Genomic DNA, 16,111 nt, shown 5'->3' on the forward strand with positions numbered 1-16,111 from the left:
ACCTCAGAACTTGGACGGACGGGAGTCGTCGTCGGTGATGAGCTTGGCGAGCAGCCGCGCCAGCAGCTCTTGTTCGCCGTCGGTCAGGCGGTCGGCGATCAGTTCGGCGTTCGCCTGCGCCAGCGGCGTGGCGTCGGACAGCGCGGTCCGGCCGGCGTCGGTCAGTTCGACGGTGCGCGTGCGCCCGTCGCCGTCGCCGCCGCTGCGGGCGATCAGGCCGGCGTCCTCCATCCGGCGCAACGCGCGCGAGATGGCGGTGCGGTCGACGCCGACGTGGTCTGCGATGTCCGACGGCTGGCGCAGGTCTTCATAGCCAAGCGCCACAAGGATCACCCAGTCCAGCCGCGACAGGCCAAGCGGGCGCAGTTTTTCTTCCAGCCTGCGTTGCTGAACGCGCGAGGCGATGGTGAGGCGATAGCCGAGGGAGTCGCTCAGGCGGTACATGGTTGTCATTGTCAATCAAAGTGATTGGCATTGTCAATTACCTTACTTCCTCCTGTCCGCCACAGGCGTCTTGTGGCATGGAGAGGCGTCTGCAAGGAGGGACCAGATGGCAGAGATCCGTGGGCTACTGTTCGACAAGGACGGCACGCTGTTCGACTTCGAGGCGACGTGGAACGCGTGGGCCGCGACGACGCTGACGGATCTGGCGCAGGGCGACCTTGATCGGGCATCCGAACTGGGCGCGCGGATCGGTTACGACTTCGCGGCAAAGCGGTTCGATCCGCAAAGCCCGGTCATCGCGGGTACGCCGGACGATATCGTGTTGCTGCTGGGGCCAGGCGTGCCTGAACTGACGGGGGACGAGATCGTCACCCGCCTGAACGCCACCGCCGCCGAAGCTACGCAGGTTGAAGCGGTGCCGCTGGTGCCGCTGTTCAGCGGTTTCCGGGACGCCGGGCTGAAGCTGGGCATCGCCACCAACGATTCCGAGGTTCCCGCGCGGGCCCATATCGAAGCGGCGGGGCTGTCGGGGATGTTCGACTTCATCGCCGGTTACGATTCCGGTCATGGCGGCAAGCCCGATCCGGGCATGTGCCTTGCGTTCGCCGAAGCGGTGGGCCTGCCGCCCGAAAGCATCGCGATGGTCGGTGATTCCACCCACGACCTGGAAGCCGGCCGCGCCGCCGGAATGCACTGTGTCGCGGTGCTGACCGGGATGGCCGATGCCGACGCGCTGGCGCCGCACGCGGATATCGTGCTGCGGGATATCGGCGAGATCGGGATGTGGCTGGAAGCACGGAACTGATATTTTGCGCTGGGATTTGCGCAAAATAACGCCCTGCGTTTGCATTAATCGAACATCTTAACCATCGCAATCCCAACGCAAAAGCGCGATCGGGTGCTTTGGTGCCGACGGCCCGAAAACGACTTTTGACGTCGTATTCGGACCGGTGCTTCGGTCCGCGCTCCTGTTTGCTGAACCAAACGGAGGGTCCGGCGATGGAACAGGCAGTACGGCGGCGCAGACGCGGCGGGGGCCATGCGGGCAACCGGAGGGTCACCGACACCGCGGCGATCCGGCAGATGCCGTGGCGCCTGCCGGTGAACATCGACCGCCCGACCGAACCGCTGACCGAGGACGGCATCGCGGCGATCCACGACGGCGCCATGCAGGTGCTGGAAGAGATCGGGATCGAGTTCCTGAACGACGAGGCGCTGAAGATCTTCCGCCGCGCCGGGGCCATCGTGACCGAGACCAACGTGCGGATGGACCGCGACTTCGTGATGGAGATGGTGGGCCGCGCGCCGCCAAGCTTCACCATGACGCCGCGCAACCCCGACCGAAAGCTGGTGATGGGCGAGCGGCATATCCTGTTCGGCAATGTCAGTTCGCCGCCGAATTACTGGTCGCTCGACACCGGCAAGCTGCCCGGCACCCGCCAGCACTGTCGCGAGTTGCTGATCCTGACGCAGGCATTCAACTGCATCCACTTCGCGGGCGGCTACCCGGTCGAGCCGGTAGACCTGCACCCCTCGACCCGGCACCTCGACGTGCTGTTCGACAAGCTGACGGTGACCGACAAGGTGGCCCACGCCTACAGCCTTGGCCCCGAGCGCGTAGAGGACGTGATGGAGATGGTGCGCATCGCGGGCGGGCTGGACGAAACCGCCTTTGCCGCAACGCCACGGATGTACACCAACATCAATTCCACCTCGCCGCTGAAGCACGATCTGCCGATGATCGACGGCTGCCTGCGGCTGATCCGCAGGGGACAGGCGGTGGTGGTGTCGCCGTTCACGCTGGCGGGCGCGATGGCGCCGGTCACCATGGCGGGCGCGGTCACCCAGTCGATCGCCGAGGCGCTGTCGGCCATCGCGCTGTTCCAGTACGACACGCCGGGCTGCGCTTGCGCCATCGGCACTTTCACCTCGAATGTCGACATGAAATCCGGCGCTCCGGCCTTCGGCACCCCGGAATACATGCGCGCCACGCAGATGACCGGGCAGATGGCGCGTCACTACGGCCTGCCTTTGCGCGCCTCGGGCGCCTGCGCCGCGAACGTGCCGGACGGGCAGGCAATGTGGGAGACCTCGAACTCGCTGTGGTCGGCGGTGCAGTCGGGCACCAACATGGTCTACCACGCCGCCGGCTGGCTGGAGGGCGGGCTGATCGCCAGCCCGGAAAAGTTCGTGATGGACTGCGAGGTCATCCAGATGATCCAGCGCTACATGGAGCCGGAAATCTGCGCCACCGGCCCCGAAGACGTCGCCGTCGATGCGATCCGCGAGGTTGGCGCGCATGGCCATTTCTTCGGCATCGACCACACCCGCGAACGGTACGAGACCGCGTTTTACCAGCCCTTCGCAAGCGACTGGCGCAACTACGAGGCGTGGGAGCAGGCGGGCGCGGTCCGCACCCCCGAACGCGCCAACCAGATCGCCCGCCGCATCGTCGATAGCTTCGAGGAACCGCCAATGGAGCCCTCGATCCGCGAGGAGCTTTCCGATTTCGTCGCCCGCCGAAAGGTCGAGGGCGGCGCGCCCACCGACTATTGATCCGGGTTTTCCCTGCCGCGTGTCTCGCCTAGTCTCGCGGGCAGGCAACCGGGCGGGCGGCAGATGACGGACTACAGGCGCAGGCACAAAAGGGCGCAGCCGCGAAGCTGGTGGAGCCTGTTCCTGCGCTATGGCGGCTGGGCGGCGATCCTGCTGGCGGCGGCGGTTCTGGTGACCACCTTGTTCAGCGCCGGAGCCCTGTTCCTTGCCGACCGCATCGACCGGAACGGTGCGCTGGCCTACGCCACGGTCACGGACAAGCGCGAGGACGGAGACGCCCGCTTTGTCACCTTCACCTTCAAGGCGCGCGGCGGCGGGGGACGGACCGAGACGGTGGCCGTCGAGCCCACGTATTACGACAGCATCGCGCAGGGCGAGGAACGCCCGATCCGGTACGACCCGGAGACGCCCGGCGTGGTCGAGACCGATCTAAGCTATTACGCGCGCATCGGCACCCGTCTGCGGCGCGGGGCGCTGGTGCTGGGGCTGCTGGGCCTTTGGGCGCTGTGGGCGTTCGGACAGCGCGCCAACCGCGACGTCAAGGTGCGGCGTGACGGCGAAAAGCGGATGGCCGACGTGATGGGCGTGCGCCAGCTGCGGCGTCGGGTCGGTGGCGAACCGCAGGGCCGGCTGATGTGGCGCGAACCCGATGGGCGAACGGGCGAGAGCTTTCCGCACGACGCAAAATGGCTGCGCGAGACCTACGCGCCGGGCGACCGGATCGTGGTTTTCCGGCTTGGCCGCCATGCCTGCTGGGAGGGTGACGTAGGGCCACCGCAGCGGGAAATGACGTACGGCTGATCGCCGCGACTGCGGGGGCTGGACACCGGGGCGCGAAAGGCTAGGCTCGCCCGGAAACCGCCACGCATCAGGGAGCGCAGCATGGAGAAGTTCGGGAAAAGCCAGTCGGTCAAGCGTGTAGAGGACCTGCGCCTGCTGACCGGTCATGGCCGTTACGTCGAAGACATTGCGCCCCAGGGATCGCTGGTGGCGTTTTTCGTGCGCTCGACCGTCGCCCACGCCACGATCAACAGCATCGACACCGCCGAAGCGAAGGACGTGGACGGCGTTCACGCGGTTCTGACGGCGCAGGACCTGATCGATGCCGGTGTGGATCTGCATATCGAATTCAGCCAGGCGCCCAACCGCGACGGCACCAAGGGCTGCGCCGCGCCGCGCCCGGTGCTGGCGACGGACCGTGTGCGCTATGTCGGCGAGGCCTATGCCTGCGTCGTGGCCGAGACGATGGCGCAGGCGAAGGATGCGGCCGAACTGATCGAGTTCGACTATGACGAACTTCCCGCCAAGGTCGATCCGGTGCCGGGCGGCGAGGAACTGCATCCCGACTACACCAAGGACAACATCGTCTACGACTTCGCCGATGGCGATGCGGAGGCCACGAAGAAGGTCTTCGACGAGGCGGCCAACGTCATCGAGCTGGAAGTCGTCGACAACCGGATCATCGTGAACTCGATGGAGCCGCGCGGCGCCTATGCCGAATGGGACGGCGACAGGCTGCACCTGTGCTTCAACGGGCAGGGCGTCTGGGGAATGAAATCCCACCTCGCAAAAAGCTTCGGCATGGACGAAGAGAAAGTCCGTGTGACCCATCCCGACGTCGGCGGCGGTTTCGGCATGAAGGCCCCGCCGTACCCCGAGTATTTCGTGATCGCCGAGGCCTCCAAGCGCGCCGGCAAGCCGGTGCTGTGGATGTCTGACCGGACCGAGGCGATGCTGACCGACAATGGCGGGCGGGCGCTGGTCTCGACCACCAAGCTGGCTTTCGACGCCGACAACAAGCTGATCGGCTACTGGGTTCAGACGATGTCGGACATGGGCGCCTACAGCTCGAACTTCGGCCAGTTCATCCAAAGCTTCCTGTTCGCCCGCGTGCTGATGGGCGTCTATGACGTGCAGCATGCATTGCTTGAGGTGAAGGGCATCTTCACCAACACCGTACCCACCGACGCCTATCGCGGTGCGGGCCGGCCCGAGGCGATCTTCGCGCTGGAACGCTCGATGGACAACGCCGCCCGCGTGCTGGGCGTCGACCCGATGGAGCTGCGCCGCAAGAACTTCATCCCGGTCAACAAGTTCCCCTACAAGACCGTCACCGGCGAGAACTACGACGTGGGCGACTTCAACAAGGTGCTGGACCGCGCCGAGGCCGAAGCCGATATCGCGGGTTTCGCCGCGCGCAAGGCCAAGTCGGCCGAGGCGGGCAAGCTGCGCGGTCTGGGGCTGTGCTATTACATCGAGTCGATCCTCGGCGATCCGTCCGAGCACACGCAGGTCGATTTCAACGACGACGGCACCGCGACGATCTATGTCGGCACCCAGTCGAACGGGCAGGGCCACGAAACCGTCTTCGCCCAGTTCCTCAGCGACCAGACCGGCATTCCGACGGACAAGATCAGCTTCGTGCAGGGCGACAGCGACCGCATCGCCATCGGCGGCGGCACCGGCGGCTCGCGCTCGGTCACGACGCAGAACAACGCGGTTCTGTACACGGTCGAGGTGATGACGAAGGCGTTCACCAAGTTCCTCGCCGAAGAGAACGGCGTGGACGAGGGCGACGTTAGCTTCGACGACGAACGGTTCCGCATCGAGGGCTCGAACGTCGCGCCGACCTTCCTGGAAGTGGCGGCGATGGCGCGCGAGAAGAACCGCACCGACCTGCTGTCCTTCCGCGAGAAGGCGAAGATCCCGGGCCGGTCCTATCCCAACGGCGCCCATTTCGCAGAGGTCGAGATCGACCCGGACACCGGCGAGACGACGGTGGTCAAGTACACCGTGGTCGACGACCTCGGGAACCTGATCAACCCGATGCTGGCCGAGGGGCAGGTGCATGGCGGCGTCGCGCAGGGCATCGGACAGGCGATCAACGAGCGTGTGGTCTATGACGAGGACGGTCAGCTTCTGACGGCGACGTTCATGGATTATTCAATGCCGCGCGCCTATGACACGCCGTGGATCATGTTCAACTCGGAACCCGTTCCCTCGACCGCGAACATCATGGGGATGAAGGGCTGTGGCGAGGCCGGCACCGTCGGTGCGCTGGCCGCCGTGACCAACGCGGTGCAGGACGCCGTGTGGGATCGCGGAATCCAGAACGTCTCGATGCCCTTCACGCCGATGCGGGTGTGGGAGCTTCTGAACGCCGCGTGAGGGTTGTGATCACGTGACCGGACGGGGCCACTGACAATGCGCTGGCGCGACCGCCTTCTGGGATGGCTGCGCCTGCGCATGCGGGCCGAAACGACCCCTGCGCCGGTTCGCGGCACGGTGGATCACGTGATCATCCTCGACGGCACCCTGTCCACGCTGGACGAGGGGCGCGAGACCAACGCCGGGCGGCTCTACAAACTGCTGCAAGAGGTGGCGCAATCCGCCAACGGCACGCCGGGTCGGCGGCTGTCGGTGCGTTACGAATCCGGCATCCAGTGGACCGGCTGGCGCGACAGCCGCAACGTGATCGAGGGGCGGGGCATCAATCGCCAGATCCGCCGGGTCTACGGCTTCCTTGCCTCGCGCTATCGGCCGGGGGATCGGATCTGGCTGTTCGGCTACTCCCGTGGCGCCTATGCCGTCCGCTCGCTGGCCGGGCTGATCGACCGGGTGGGGCTGTTGAAGCCCGAGCATGCGACCGAGCGGAACATCCGGCTGGCCTATCGGTATTACGAACGGAACGGCGACAGCCCCGGCGCGGGCATCTTCCGCGAGCGGCGCTGTCATCCGCTGGTCGAGGTGGAACTGGTCGGCGTCTGGGACACGGTGAAGGCGCTGGGCCTGCGGCTGCCGGTGGTCTGGCAGTGGACGGAACGCCCGCACCTGTTCCACAACCACGAACTTGGCCCGCACATCCGTCACGGCTATCACGCGCTGGCGATGGACGAAACGCGCGAGGCGTTCTGGCCCGTGATGTGGAAGACCCGCCCCGGCCATACCGGCACGGTCGAGCAGGTCTGGTTCCGCGGCTCGCACGGCGACATCGGCGGCCAGTTGTCGGGGTTCGAGGCGGCGCGCCCGCTGGCGAACATCCCGCTCGTCTGGATGCTGGAGAAGTCCGAGGCGCTGGGCCTGCCGTTCCCGGACGGCTGGCGCGACCGCTTCCCCTGCGACGCCTTGGCGCCGTCGGTCGGAACGATGCGGGGGTGGGGCAAGGTATTCCTGCTGCGCAAACGGCGGATCGTCGGGGCGGATGCGTCAGAGACGGTGCACCCCTCGGCGCGGGCGGCAGAGTCCGCCTGACCCGGCTTGGCCTGCGTTACTTCCCCATCCGGTCCCGCAGCGCGAACCACGACATCGCCAGCGCCACCAGCGCGCCGCGTGCCGGGCCAAGCGGGGGCAGGGCGGGGGGACGGGCCTTGGCCATCACGTCGAACCGGCTCATGTCGCCGTGCATCGCCTGCGCAAGGATCTTGCCCGCCAGCGTCGCCATCGCGACCCCGTGGCCCGAGTAGCCAGAGGCCGACCACAGGCCCGGCCGGGGCCGCGCGAAATCGGGCATCCGCGACCGGGTGATCGCCAGCGTGCCGCCCCAAGAGTGGTCGATCTTCACGTCGGCAAGTTGCGGGTATATCTCGAGCATCGGCTTGCGCGCCACGGCGGCCACGTCCTGCGGGAAGCGGTAGCCATAGTTCTCGCCGCCGCCGAACAGCAGCCGCCCGTCATGCGACAGGCGCCAGTAATTCACCACGAACTTGGTGTCAGCCACCGCGATGTCTTCGGCCAGAACCTCGCAGGCGCGGTCGCCCAAAGGTTCGGTCGCCACGATGAAGTTGTTGATCGGCATGATCCGCGCCGCGACCTTGCGCTCCAGCCCGCCAAGGTAGCCGTTGCAGGCCAGCACGACCTGATCGGCGCGGATGGTGCCTTTCGCGGTGCGGACCGAGCCGGTCTTCACCGACAGCGCCTCGGTCCGTTCGAAGATGCGCACCCCGGCCTTCACCGCCGCCCTTGCCAACCCGAAGGCAAAGCGCAGCGGGTGCAGGTGGCCCGAGGCGCGTTCGATCATGCCGCCCTTGAACGCGTCCGAGCCGATCAGCGCGCGGATGCCGTCGCGGTCCAGCGCCTGTGCCGAGGCGAGGCCGTAGTCGTCGCGCAGTTTGGCAGCGTATTCGGCAGCGTCGGCGGCGTCCTCGTCGGTCCACGCGGCGTCGGCCACGCCGGTCCGCCACTCGGCGTCGATGCCGTTTTCTTCGATCAGCGACTTGACCAGTTCCACCGACTCCCAGCCGATGTCCCACAGCTTGCGCGCGTCGTCCTTGCCGAAGGTCTTTTCCAGCCAGACCTGATCCTTGCGCTGGCCGACCAGCACCTGCCCGCCGTTGCGCCCCGAGGCGCCGAAGCCCACACGGTGCGCTTCGATCACCACCACGTCATAGCCCAGCCGGGCGGCGTGAAGCGCGGTGGACAGGCCGGTGAAGCCGCCGCCGATGACGACGATATCGGCGCGCAGCCCGCCTTCCAGCGCGGGAAAAGGATCAAGCGGTTCGGCACTCGCGGCGTACCAGCTGCCGGGATACTCGCCGGGCCGGTCGTTGGCATGAAGAAGGTTCATGGGCTCAGACGTTCAGCAGAAGATGCTCGCGTTCCCACGGGCTGATCACCTGCAGGAACTCCTGGTATTCGACCTGTTTCACCGCCTCGTAGATGCGGCAGAACTCGGGATGCAGAACCTCGCGCATCGCGTCGGCGCCTGCGAACTGGTCCAGCGCGACGCCCAGACCGTCCGGCAGCGCCGGTTCCAGGTCATAGGCGTTGCCCGCGAAGGGCGGGCGCGGGTCGACCTGTTCCACCAGCCCGAGATAGCCGCAGGCCAGCGAGGCCGCGATCCCGAGATAGGGGTTGCAGTCCATCCCGGCGATGCGGTTCTCGACCCGCCGCGCCTCGGGGCCCGAGACCGGCACCCGGATGCCCGTGGTGCGGTTGTCGCTGGCCCATTCAAGGTTGATCGGCGCCGCGTGGTCGCGGACGTACCGGCGGTAGCTGTTCACGTAGGGCGCCATCACGGCGACGACCGACGGCAGGTGCCGCTGCATGCCGCCGATGAAGTGGCGGAAGGCGGGGGTCTCGCTGCCATCCTCGTTAGAAAAGATGTTCCGGCCCGTGTTCGCGTCCACCACCGAATGGTGGATGTGCATGGCCGAGCCCGGTTCGTCCTGAATGGGCTTGGCCATGAAGGTCGCGAAACAGTCGTGCCGGAGCGCGGCTTCGCGGATCAGGCGTTTGAAGTAGAAGATCTCGTCGGCCAGCTTCACCGGGTCGCCGTGGCGCAGGTTCATCTCGACCTGACCGGCGCCGCCTTCCTGAAGGATGCCGTCGATCTCGAAGCCCTGCGCTTCGGCGAAATCATAGATGTCGTCGATGACCGGGCCGTACTCGTCGACCGCCGACATGGAATAGGCCTGACGGGCGGCGGCGCGGCGGCCCGAACGGCCCATCGGCGGAACCACGGGCTGGTTCGGGTCGGTGTTGCGCGCGACGAGGAAGAACTCCATCTCCGGCGCGACGATCGGCTGCCAGCCTTTCTCGTTGTACAGTTGCACGACGCGCTTCAGCACGTTCCGGGGGGCGACCGGCACCGGGTTGCCGTCGCGGTCCTCGATGTCGTGGATCACCTGCAACGTCCAGTCGGCCGTCCACGGCGCGGCGGTCGCGGTTTCAAGGTCGGGGCGCAGGATCATGTCGGGCTCGGTGAAGTCGGACCCGTCGTCGACCCAGTCGCCGGTGATCGTCTGCAGGAAGATCGAGTTCGGCAGATAGAAATACGGCTGCTTGGCGAACTTGGCGGCAGGCATCGCCTTGCCCCGCGCGACGCCGGCAAGGTCGGCGACAAGGCATTCCACCTCGTCCAGCCTGCGGCCCTCAAGCCAGGCCTGCGCGGCCTCGGGCAGAGCATCGTTCCAGTCAGACATGGCGGCGCTCCTTGAAGAATTTGCCGATCATCCCGGCGGTCACCGGACGATCCACGGCGTCAGACAGTTGGGCGCGCGCGGCGTCCAGCCGGTCCTCGGGCACCACGCCCGGCCCGCGCTTGTCCAGAAGTCCCTCGACATAGCCTGCCTCGAACTCTGGATGCGGCTGCAGGGTCAGGGCGTGGCGGCCATACAGCAGACCGGCGTTCGGGCTGTGCGGGCCGGTGGCGATCACCTCGGCGCCCTCGGGCCGCTCGGTCACCTGGTCCTGATGCCACGCGTTCACGAAGACCTCGCCGATGCCGTCGAAGTCATAGCACTGGCGGCCGACGGTCCAGCCGCCGGAGTATTTCTCGACCTTGCCGCCAAGCGCCTGCGCGATGATCTGGTGGCCGAAGCAGATGCCGACCAGCGGGATGTCGGCGGCATGGGCGTCGCGGATGAACTGTTCCAGCGGCGGGATCCACGGGTGATCCTCGTAGGCGCCGTGGCGAGAGCCGGTGATCAGCCAGCCGTCGGCGGCGTGGATCGAACCGGGAAGGACCATTTCAAGGACGGGGTAGGTCTCGAAAGAGAAGCCCTGACCGGCAAGCAGGTTCTCGAACATGGTCGGGTAGTCTGGGAACTCGGACTGAAGCGCGTCGGGCAGGTGCCCGGTCTGGAGGATTCCGATTTTCATGAAACACCGTGTTGGGAGTTTCGCGGACAGTAGCCGTGGCCCGTATCCTCGGCAAGTGTGACGCGGTGCCGTCCTTTTCGGGTCGGGTGATCCGCCGCAGGGAATGGTGCGTATCCCGGACAGCTTTGATTGCAACCGCAACGGGTCGCCCTAAATTCAGGGCGGACGATGCTGCAAGGGGACGCATCATGAATGTATACACCAAGGTCGATGACCGGCTGGACCGCGCCGACGCGGAACGCGCGCTGGATGTGCTGCGCCGCTGGGCCGGAACCGCCGCGCCCGAGGAAATCCGCGACGTCGATCCGGCGCTGACCCGGCTGTTGGCGCGGCCCGGTCCCGCCGACTATCCGGCGCTGGCGCGGGCCTATCCCGAGGATTTCGAAGCCGGGCCCAATTACCGCGCGACGCTGCCCGATCTTCAGAACGGGCCGGAAAGCCTGATCAAGGGCGCGCGACGGGCGATCCAGCACGTCGGCATCTCGAACTTCCGCCTGCCGATCCGCTACCACACCCGCGACAACGGCGACCTGACGCTTGAAACCTCGGTGACCGGCACCGTGAGCCTCGAGGCCGAGAAGAAGGGCATCAACATGTCCCGGATCATGCGGTCTTTCTACAAGCACGCCGAAGAGACGTTCAGCTTTGAGGTGATCGCCGGCACGCTGGAAGACTACAAGTCCGACCTCGAAAGTTTCGACGCCCGCATCATGATGCGCTTCCGGTTCCCGATGAAGGTGGACAGCCTGCGGTCGGGGCTGTCGGGCTATCAGTACTATGACATCGCGCTGGAACTGGTCGAACAGGCGGGCGTGCGGCGCAAGGTGATCCATCTGGACTACGTGTATTCGTCGACCTGTCCCTGTTCGCTGGAACTCAGCGAACACGCGCGGGCGCAGCGGGGCCAGCTAGCGACGCCGCATTCCCAGCGCTCGGTGGCGCGGGTGTCGGCGGTGGTCGCGGAAGGGCAGGGCTGCCTGTGGTTCGAGGACCTGGTGGACCTGTGCCGCCGCGCGGTGCCGACCGAGACGCAGGTGATGGTCAAGCGCGAGGACGAACAGGCCTTCGCCGAACTGAACGCGGCAAACCCGATTTTCGTCGAGGATGCGGCGCGGCTGTTCTCGGAACAGCTGATGGCAGAGCCGCGCATCGGTGACTTCCGCGTGGTCGCCAGCCATCAGGAAAGCCTGCACAGCCACGACGCGGTGTCGGTGCTGACCGAGGGCGAGACTTTCGCCGCGGCCAGCCTCGACCCGAGGTTGTTCGAAAGCCTGTACCACACCGGCTGACGGGGGTGGCCGCGCAGGTCACAGCCGCGCGGCCACGACCACCCGGCTGGCACCCAGCCGCTTGACAGCGCCGCGGCGCAGAGACAAGCCTGCCCGCCATGTTCGACCTTCGTCCCGTGGGATATGTGACCGGCCTTCTCATCGCCTTCCTCGGGGTGACGATGATCGCGCCGTTGTTCGTGGACCTGCTGTACAGCAACGGCCACTGGCACATCTTCCTTGAAGCGGGGGTGCTGACGTTGGTCTGCGGCGGTTCGGTCGCGATTGCCTGCGCCAATGGCGTGGCAGAGCGGCTGACGATCCAGCAGACCTTTCTTCTGGCGACGGGCGTGTGGCTGTTCATGCCGGTGTTCGGCGCGTTGCCCTTCATGCTGGGCCCGCCCGACGCCCGCGCGGTCGACGCCTATTTCGAGGCGATGTCGGGCATGACCACCACCGGGGCGACGGTGTTCTCGGGGCTGGACGATCTGCCCGAGGGCATCCTGCTGTGGCGGTCGATGCTGCAATGGTTCGGCGGGGTGGGGATCATCGTGGTCGCGATGGTGTTCCTGCCCGAACTGCGGGTCGGCGGCATGCAGATCTTCCGGTCCGAGGCATTCGACACCGGCGGCAAGGTGCTGCCACGCGCCGCCGAGATCGCCAGCCGCATCTCGGTGATCTACCTGGTGCTGACGCTGGCCAACGTGATGGCTTATCTCGCCACCGGGATGGACGGCTTCGATGCGTTGAACCACGCGCTGACGACGATCTCGACCGGCGGCTTCTCGACCTATGACGCATCGTTCGGCACCTTTCAGGGTCCGGCGGAATACGTGGCTGCGGTGTTCATGGTTTTGGCAAGCCTGCCGTTCGTGCGCTATGTGCAGATGATGGCGGGCACGGCCCAGCCAATCCTGCGCGACAGTCAGGTGCGGGCCTATCTGCTGACGATCGCCGTTCTGGTGGGCATGATCGCGCTGTACCGGGTGATCGCGAATGACGACAACGCCGAGCACGCCCTGCGCGAGGGTCTGTTCAACGTCACCTCGATCATCTCGGGCACCGGCTTCGCCAGCGTCGACTACCAGCTTTGGGGCGGCTTCCCGGTGGTGGCCTTCTTCTTCATCGGGCTGATCGGCGGCTGCGCCGGCTCGACCGCCTGTTCCGTGAAGATCTTCCGCTATCAACTGCTGTTCGCGTCCGTCCGGGCGCAGATCGGCAAGATCCATGCGCCGCACGGGGTCTTCACGCCGCGCTACGAAGGGCGGCCGGTGGGCAAGGACGTGATGGATTCGGTGATCTCGTTCTTCGTGGCCTTCGTCGTGCTGCTGGGGCTGTTCTCGGTGCTGCTGGCGACGACCGGACTTGATACAGTCACCTCGGTCTCGGGCGCGGCGGCGACGCTGGCGAACATCGGACCCGGACTTGGGCCGATCATCGGGCCCTCGGGCAACTTCGCCCCGTTGCCGGACAGCGCGAAATGGATCCTGTCGCTGGCGATGCTGATCGGGCGTCTCGAGGTGATGGTGGTGATCGTTCTGTTCACCTCGAAGTTCTGGCGCGCCTGACCTCTCGTATTTGTGACCGAACCCCGCAGGCCGCCGGACCGTTGGACCCTGACACCAGACGACAGGAGATCCACATATGTCCGCACCCGACACGAACCTGAACAAACAGACGCGCCGCCACCGTGGGCCGCTGATCGGAATGGCGATCGTCGTTGTCTTCACAATCGGTTACGGAGCGTACTACCTCGGCAATCTTGCCGCAGATGGAAACAATCCTGACAATCCAGATGTGATTATCGACGGCAGGACCGGCGAAGCGGAAGAGATCGAATAAAAATTTGATCAAGCGCCGCCGCGCCTCAGCATCCGTTTTTCGCATTTCGGACGGTTGGAGCCCTTGGGGCGACCGTCCGGACGCGCGTCAAAAGAGTTTTTCGCAAAACCCAAGTATTTAAGCGGTTAATGACAGTCATTAACACTTTAAGTTGTTTTGACATCCTCTCATTTTTCGCATGACGGGTATGCAGCGCGTGCGTGGCACCTCGGCAATCCCTTGCCTACATGCGGATTCCGCAGGCGGTACGCCGCTGCGGCACCACTCACAAAAACTCGCTTGCCTTGGAATTTCCGCAATTGCGTGTGATTCCCGACAGTGTCGGATGGGGACACTACAATGTATCATGATGAATTTCCCGACGGGTTCTGGGAAGAAACGAACTGGGTGCGCTGGGAAGATGCCCGGCCAAACAATCAACACGGACTGACTGGCGAAGATGAGGACATGCCTCTGACGCGCCGAGAGCTTGAAGCCTCGCTCAGGTATCTTTGCCCGCAGGCAGATCTTTCGCTGGTGCCTTACTATTACCAGCTCCTTTATCTTGCGCGGGACTACCACCTCGATACGGGGCGGCACCTGAATGTTTACGGTCAGATCGGAGAACTGCACGGGGCGATCACTTACGGGATCCGCCTGTGCAACATCGGCGACAGCTGTGAAGACGGCTGCATCGGCGACGAGACGGTGAAGATCCGTACGATCACACCCTTCAGCCAGGCCGACGAAATCTCTGTCGAACTCGACGGACCGTTCCAGAAACTTCTGGTCGTCCGGATCGACCGCAATTTCCGGGTGTCGTCGCGGTTGGTCAGCCGCGGTGCACTGGTCGCCCAAAAAGCGGAGCGCGGGTCGTCCTGCGTGGTCCGCGCGCGCTGGGACGACACGGCGAACCTTTGCCTTCACTAGAACGGCGGCCCGCCCCGTAGCAGGGGCGGGCGACCGGGTCCGTCAGGCCAGCGTCCGCGCGAAGGCCTCTAGCTGGGTGGCTACCATGCCCCAGCCCTCGGAAAAGCCCATCGCCTCGTGCTTCCTGGTGTCATCGGGAGTCCGGTGCCGCGCGATGGCGGTATAGTCGGTGCCGTCCGGGTGGTCCTTCAGGATCAGTTCGGCGGTAAACCCAAGGCCGGGTTCTGCAACCGGCGCCCAGTCCGCCAGCATCAGGTCAGTGAACACCAGCCGCTCTTCCGGCTGCACGGCAAGATAACTGCCGTCGTTCGGGTACTCGTTCCCGTCCACGTTCATCAATGTGAAGAACCGGCCGCCGGGGCGGACGTCCATGACGACCTCGGAAACCGAATGCGGCTTGGGAACGAACCACGGCTTCAGCAACTCCGGTTCGGTCCAGCAGCGCCAGACAAGGTGGCGCGGAGCTTTGAGGATGCGGTGCAGCGTCAGGGTCGTTTCGGTCATGGTTTCTCCTCGTTAACCAATTGCTCCAGGTAATCTTCCAGTCCGTCCAGCCGCGCCTCCCAAAGGTCGCGCTGTTCTTCCATCCAGCCGCGCACCGGGATCAGCGCACCGGGTTTCAGCGCGCAGGTGCGGGTGCGGCCGGTCTTCGTCGTCTCGATCAGGCCGCTGTCTTCCAGCCGCTTGAGGTGCTGCATGAAGGACGGCAGCGCCATGTCGAACGGGTCCGCCAACGCGCCCGCCGTCGCTGGCCCGGACGACAGCCGCGCCAGAACCGCGCGGCGGGTGGGGTCCGCCAGCGCCTGAAACAGGGTGTCGAGCCGGTCCGCGTTCATGTCCGCGCCAGCCGGATGTGCGTGGCGTGCTCGGTCGGGGTCGTCTCGGTCACCCGATAGCCAAGGGCGGGCAGGTCCAGCCCGGTCCACAATGCCTCGCCCCGTCCCAGCAACACCGGAGAGATCGCGAAATGCGCCTCGTCCACCAGTCCGGCCTTCAGGAAGGAGCGCACGGTCGCCACGCCGCCGCCCAGCCGGATGTCTTTGCCTCCGGCCGAGACGCGGGCGCGGTCCAGCGCGGCCTCGATGCCGTCGGTGACGAAGTGAAAGCGGGTGCCGCCATGGTCCAGCGCCTTCCTCGGGTGATGGGTCAGCACGAAGACGTCGCAATGATAGGGCGGCGCGTCCCCCCACCAGCCGCGCCAGTCGGGGTCGGACCACGCGCCGCGCTCGTGCGTGAACATATGCCGCCCCATGATCCACGCGCCGATATTGTCGAACCCGCGCTGCGCGATCCGGTCATCCGCGCCGGTCGAGCCGCCGTCCTGCCCGAACATCTTGCGGAAGGTCGCGGTCTCGAAGGCCCAACGATGCAGCAGCATACCGTTCTGGCCCATTGGGTCGGTCAGGCTTTGCTCTGTCCCCGCGCCGTAGCCATCCAGCGAGACCGTGAAGCTTTCGATGCGCAGACGAGTCATGACGAGGTTCCGTTACCCA

At 65.9% G+C, this 16,111-nt stretch carries 16 protein-coding genes; 9 read left to right on the forward strand and 7 right to left on the reverse strand.

The window, feature by feature from the left end; translation table 11 throughout:
• Positions 1 to 3 precede the first annotated feature (3 nt).
• On the reverse strand, positions 4 to 453 hold the full coding sequence (locus ACP156_RS03960) for a MarR family winged helix-turn-helix transcriptional regulator (protein ID WP_425049998.1): 450 nt from the start codon (positions 451 to 453) through the stop codon (positions 4 to 6).
• A gap of 97 nt (positions 454 to 550) precedes the next feature.
• On the opposite strand from ACP156_RS03960, the gene ACP156_RS03965 reads away from it, so the two are divergent.
• The 5 genes from ACP156_RS03965 to ACP156_RS03985 all read left to right on the forward strand — a co-directional run bounded on the left by ACP156_RS03965 (position 551) and on the right by ACP156_RS03985 (position 7,251).
• Entirely contained in the window at positions 551 to 1,249 is a 699-nt protein-coding gene (locus tag ACP156_RS03965) for an HAD family hydrolase (RefSeq protein WP_425049999.1), read from the forward strand.
• A 194-nt stretch (positions 1,250 to 1,443) separates the two neighbouring features.
• Positions 1,444 to 3,000, forward strand: a complete 1,557-nt coding sequence (locus ACP156_RS03970) for a trimethylamine methyltransferase family protein (RefSeq protein ID WP_425050000.1) — start codon at positions 1,444 to 1,446, stop codon at positions 2,998 to 3,000.
• A 63-nt stretch (positions 3,001 to 3,063) separates the two neighbouring features.
• On the forward strand, positions 3,064 to 3,801 hold the full coding sequence (locus ACP156_RS03975; RefSeq protein ID WP_425050001.1) for a hypothetical protein: 738 nt from the start codon (positions 3,064 to 3,066) through the stop codon (positions 3,799 to 3,801).
• Positions 3,802 to 3,882: 81 nt separating this feature from the next.
• A complete protein-coding gene (locus ACP156_RS03980; RefSeq protein WP_425050002.1) occupies positions 3,883 to 6,168 on the forward strand; it encodes a xanthine dehydrogenase family protein molybdopterin-binding subunit in 2,286 nt (761 codons plus the stop codon).
• Between the two features lie 36 nt (positions 6,169 to 6,204).
• Positions 6,205 to 7,251: a DUF2235 domain-containing protein gene (locus ACP156_RS03985; protein WP_425050003.1), complete on the forward strand. Its 1,047-nt coding sequence runs from the start codon at positions 6,205 to 6,207 to the stop codon at positions 7,249 to 7,251.
• A 16-nt stretch (positions 7,252 to 7,267) separates the two neighbouring features.
• Here ACP156_RS03985 and ACP156_RS03990 read toward each other — a convergent pair whose 3' ends face one another.
• The 3 genes from ACP156_RS03990 to ACP156_RS04000 are packed head-to-tail and all read right to left on the reverse strand — an operon-like array spanning position 7,268 to position 10,599.
• Entirely contained in the window at positions 7,268 to 8,563 is a 1,296-nt protein-coding gene (locus tag ACP156_RS03990; protein WP_425050004.1) for an NAD(P)/FAD-dependent oxidoreductase, read from the reverse strand.
• 4 nt (positions 8,564 to 8,567) lie between these two features.
• Positions 8,568 to 9,920: a glutamine synthetase family protein gene (locus ACP156_RS03995; protein WP_425050005.1), complete on the reverse strand. Its 1,353-nt coding sequence runs from the start codon at positions 9,918 to 9,920 to the stop codon at positions 8,568 to 8,570.
• A complete protein-coding gene (locus ACP156_RS04000; protein ID WP_425050006.1) occupies positions 9,913 to 10,599 on the reverse strand; it encodes a type 1 glutamine amidotransferase in 687 nt (228 codons plus the stop codon). The genes ACP156_RS03995 and ACP156_RS04000 overlap by 8 nt, the downstream gene beginning before the upstream one ends.
• Before the next feature lie 188 nt (positions 10,600 to 10,787).
• On the opposite strand from ACP156_RS04000, the gene folE2 reads away from it, so the two are divergent.
• From folE2 to ACP156_RS04020, 4 genes are all read left to right on the forward strand, one after another.
• Complete coding sequence (folE2, locus tag ACP156_RS04005; RefSeq protein ID WP_425050007.1) at positions 10,788 to 11,888, forward strand: GTP cyclohydrolase FolE2; 1,101 nt, start codon at positions 10,788 to 10,790, stop codon at positions 11,886 to 11,888.
• Positions 11,889 to 11,986: 98 nt separating this feature from the next.
• On the forward strand, positions 11,987 to 13,435 hold the full coding sequence (locus tag ACP156_RS04010) for a TrkH family potassium uptake protein (RefSeq protein WP_425050008.1): 1,449 nt from the start codon (positions 11,987 to 11,989) through the stop codon (positions 13,433 to 13,435).
• A gap of 76 nt (positions 13,436 to 13,511) precedes the next feature.
• Positions 13,512 to 13,709 (forward strand): hypothetical protein, encoded by a 198-nt coding sequence (locus ACP156_RS04015; protein ID WP_425050009.1) that lies wholly within the window; start codon positions 13,512 to 13,514, stop codon positions 13,707 to 13,709.
• 339 nt (positions 13,710 to 14,048) lie between these two features.
• Positions 14,049 to 14,618 carry a hypothetical protein gene (locus ACP156_RS04020; RefSeq protein WP_425050010.1) on the forward strand — a complete coding sequence of 190 codons (570 nt, stop codon included), beginning with the start codon at positions 14,049 to 14,051 and terminating at the stop codon, positions 14,616 to 14,618.
• 42 nt (positions 14,619 to 14,660) lie between these two features.
• Here ACP156_RS04020 and ACP156_RS04025 read toward each other — a convergent pair whose 3' ends face one another.
• Genes ACP156_RS04025 through ACP156_RS04035 form a run of 3 tightly spaced genes read right to left on the reverse strand, consistent with a single transcriptional unit; the run spans position 14,661 to position 16,092 of the window.
• Complete coding sequence (locus ACP156_RS04025; RefSeq protein WP_425050011.1) at positions 14,661 to 15,122, reverse strand: SRPBCC family protein; 462 nt, start codon at positions 15,120 to 15,122, stop codon at positions 14,661 to 14,663.
• A complete protein-coding gene (locus ACP156_RS04030; protein WP_425050012.1) occupies positions 15,119 to 15,454 on the reverse strand; it encodes an ArsR/SmtB family transcription factor in 336 nt (111 codons plus the stop codon). Before ACP156_RS04030 ends, ACP156_RS04025 begins: the two co-directional genes overlap by 4 nt.
• Positions 15,451 to 16,092, reverse strand: coding sequence for a dihydrofolate reductase family protein (locus ACP156_RS04035; protein ID WP_425050013.1), 642 nt, complete (start codon positions 16,090 to 16,092; stop codon positions 15,451 to 15,453). The genes ACP156_RS04030 and ACP156_RS04035 overlap by 4 nt, the downstream gene beginning before the upstream one ends.
• Between the last annotated feature and the right edge of the window lie 19 nt (positions 16,093 to 16,111).

This window comes from Psychromarinibacter sp. S121, assembly GCF_049801035.1.
Classification (GTDB): Bacteria; Pseudomonadota; Alphaproteobacteria; order Rhodobacterales; family Rhodobacteraceae; genus Psychromarinibacter.

Bases quoted from the DNA above. Each gene is read 5' to 3' on its own strand.
- ACP156_RS03965 (WP_425049999.1), top strand. From the start codon at position 551: ATGGCAGAGATCCGTGGGCTACTGTTCGACAAGGACGGCACGCTGTTC.
- ACP156_RS04010 (WP_425050008.1), top strand. From the start codon at position 11,987: ATGTTCGACCTTCGTCCCGTGGGATATGTGACCGGCCTTCTCATCGCC.
- ACP156_RS04035 (WP_425050013.1), bottom strand. From the start codon at position 16,092: ATGACTCGTCTGCGCATCGAAAGCTTCACGGTCTCGCTGGATGGCTAC.
- ACP156_RS03975 (WP_425050001.1), top strand. From the start codon at position 3,064: ATGACGGACTACAGGCGCAGGCACAAAAGGGCGCAGCCGCGAAGCTGG.
- ACP156_RS03990 (WP_425050004.1), bottom strand. From the start codon at position 8,563: ATGAACCTTCTTCATGCCAACGACCGGCCCGGCGAGTATCCCGGCAGC.
- ACP156_RS04020 (WP_425050010.1), top strand. From the start codon at position 14,049: ATGTATCATGATGAATTTCCCGACGGGTTCTGGGAAGAAACGAACTGG.
- ACP156_RS03970 (WP_425050000.1), top strand. From the start codon at position 1,444: ATGGAACAGGCAGTACGGCGGCGCAGACGCGGCGGGGGCCATGCGGGC.
- folE2 (WP_425050007.1), top strand. From the start codon at position 10,788: ATGAATGTATACACCAAGGTCGATGACCGGCTGGACCGCGCCGACGCG.
- ACP156_RS03980 (WP_425050002.1), top strand. From the start codon at position 3,883: ATGGAGAAGTTCGGGAAAAGCCAGTCGGTCAAGCGTGTAGAGGACCTG.
- ACP156_RS03985 (WP_425050003.1), top strand. From the start codon at position 6,205: ATGCGCTGGCGCGACCGCCTTCTGGGATGGCTGCGCCTGCGCATGCGG.
- ACP156_RS03995 (WP_425050005.1), bottom strand. From the start codon at position 9,920: ATGTCTGACTGGAACGATGCTCTGCCCGAGGCCGCGCAGGCCTGGCTT.
- ACP156_RS03960 (WP_425049998.1), bottom strand. From the start codon at position 453: ATGACAACCATGTACCGCCTGAGCGACTCCCTCGGCTATCGCCTCACC.
- ACP156_RS04030 (WP_425050012.1), bottom strand. From the start codon at position 15,454: ATGAACGCGGACCGGCTCGACACCCTGTTTCAGGCGCTGGCGGACCCC.
- ACP156_RS04000 (WP_425050006.1), bottom strand. From the start codon at position 10,599: ATGAAAATCGGAATCCTCCAGACCGGGCACCTGCCCGACGCGCTTCAG.
- ACP156_RS04015 (WP_425050009.1), top strand. From the start codon at position 13,512: ATGTCCGCACCCGACACGAACCTGAACAAACAGACGCGCCGCCACCGT.
- ACP156_RS04025 (WP_425050011.1), bottom strand. From the start codon at position 15,122: ATGACCGAAACGACCCTGACGCTGCACCGCATCCTCAAAGCTCCGCGC.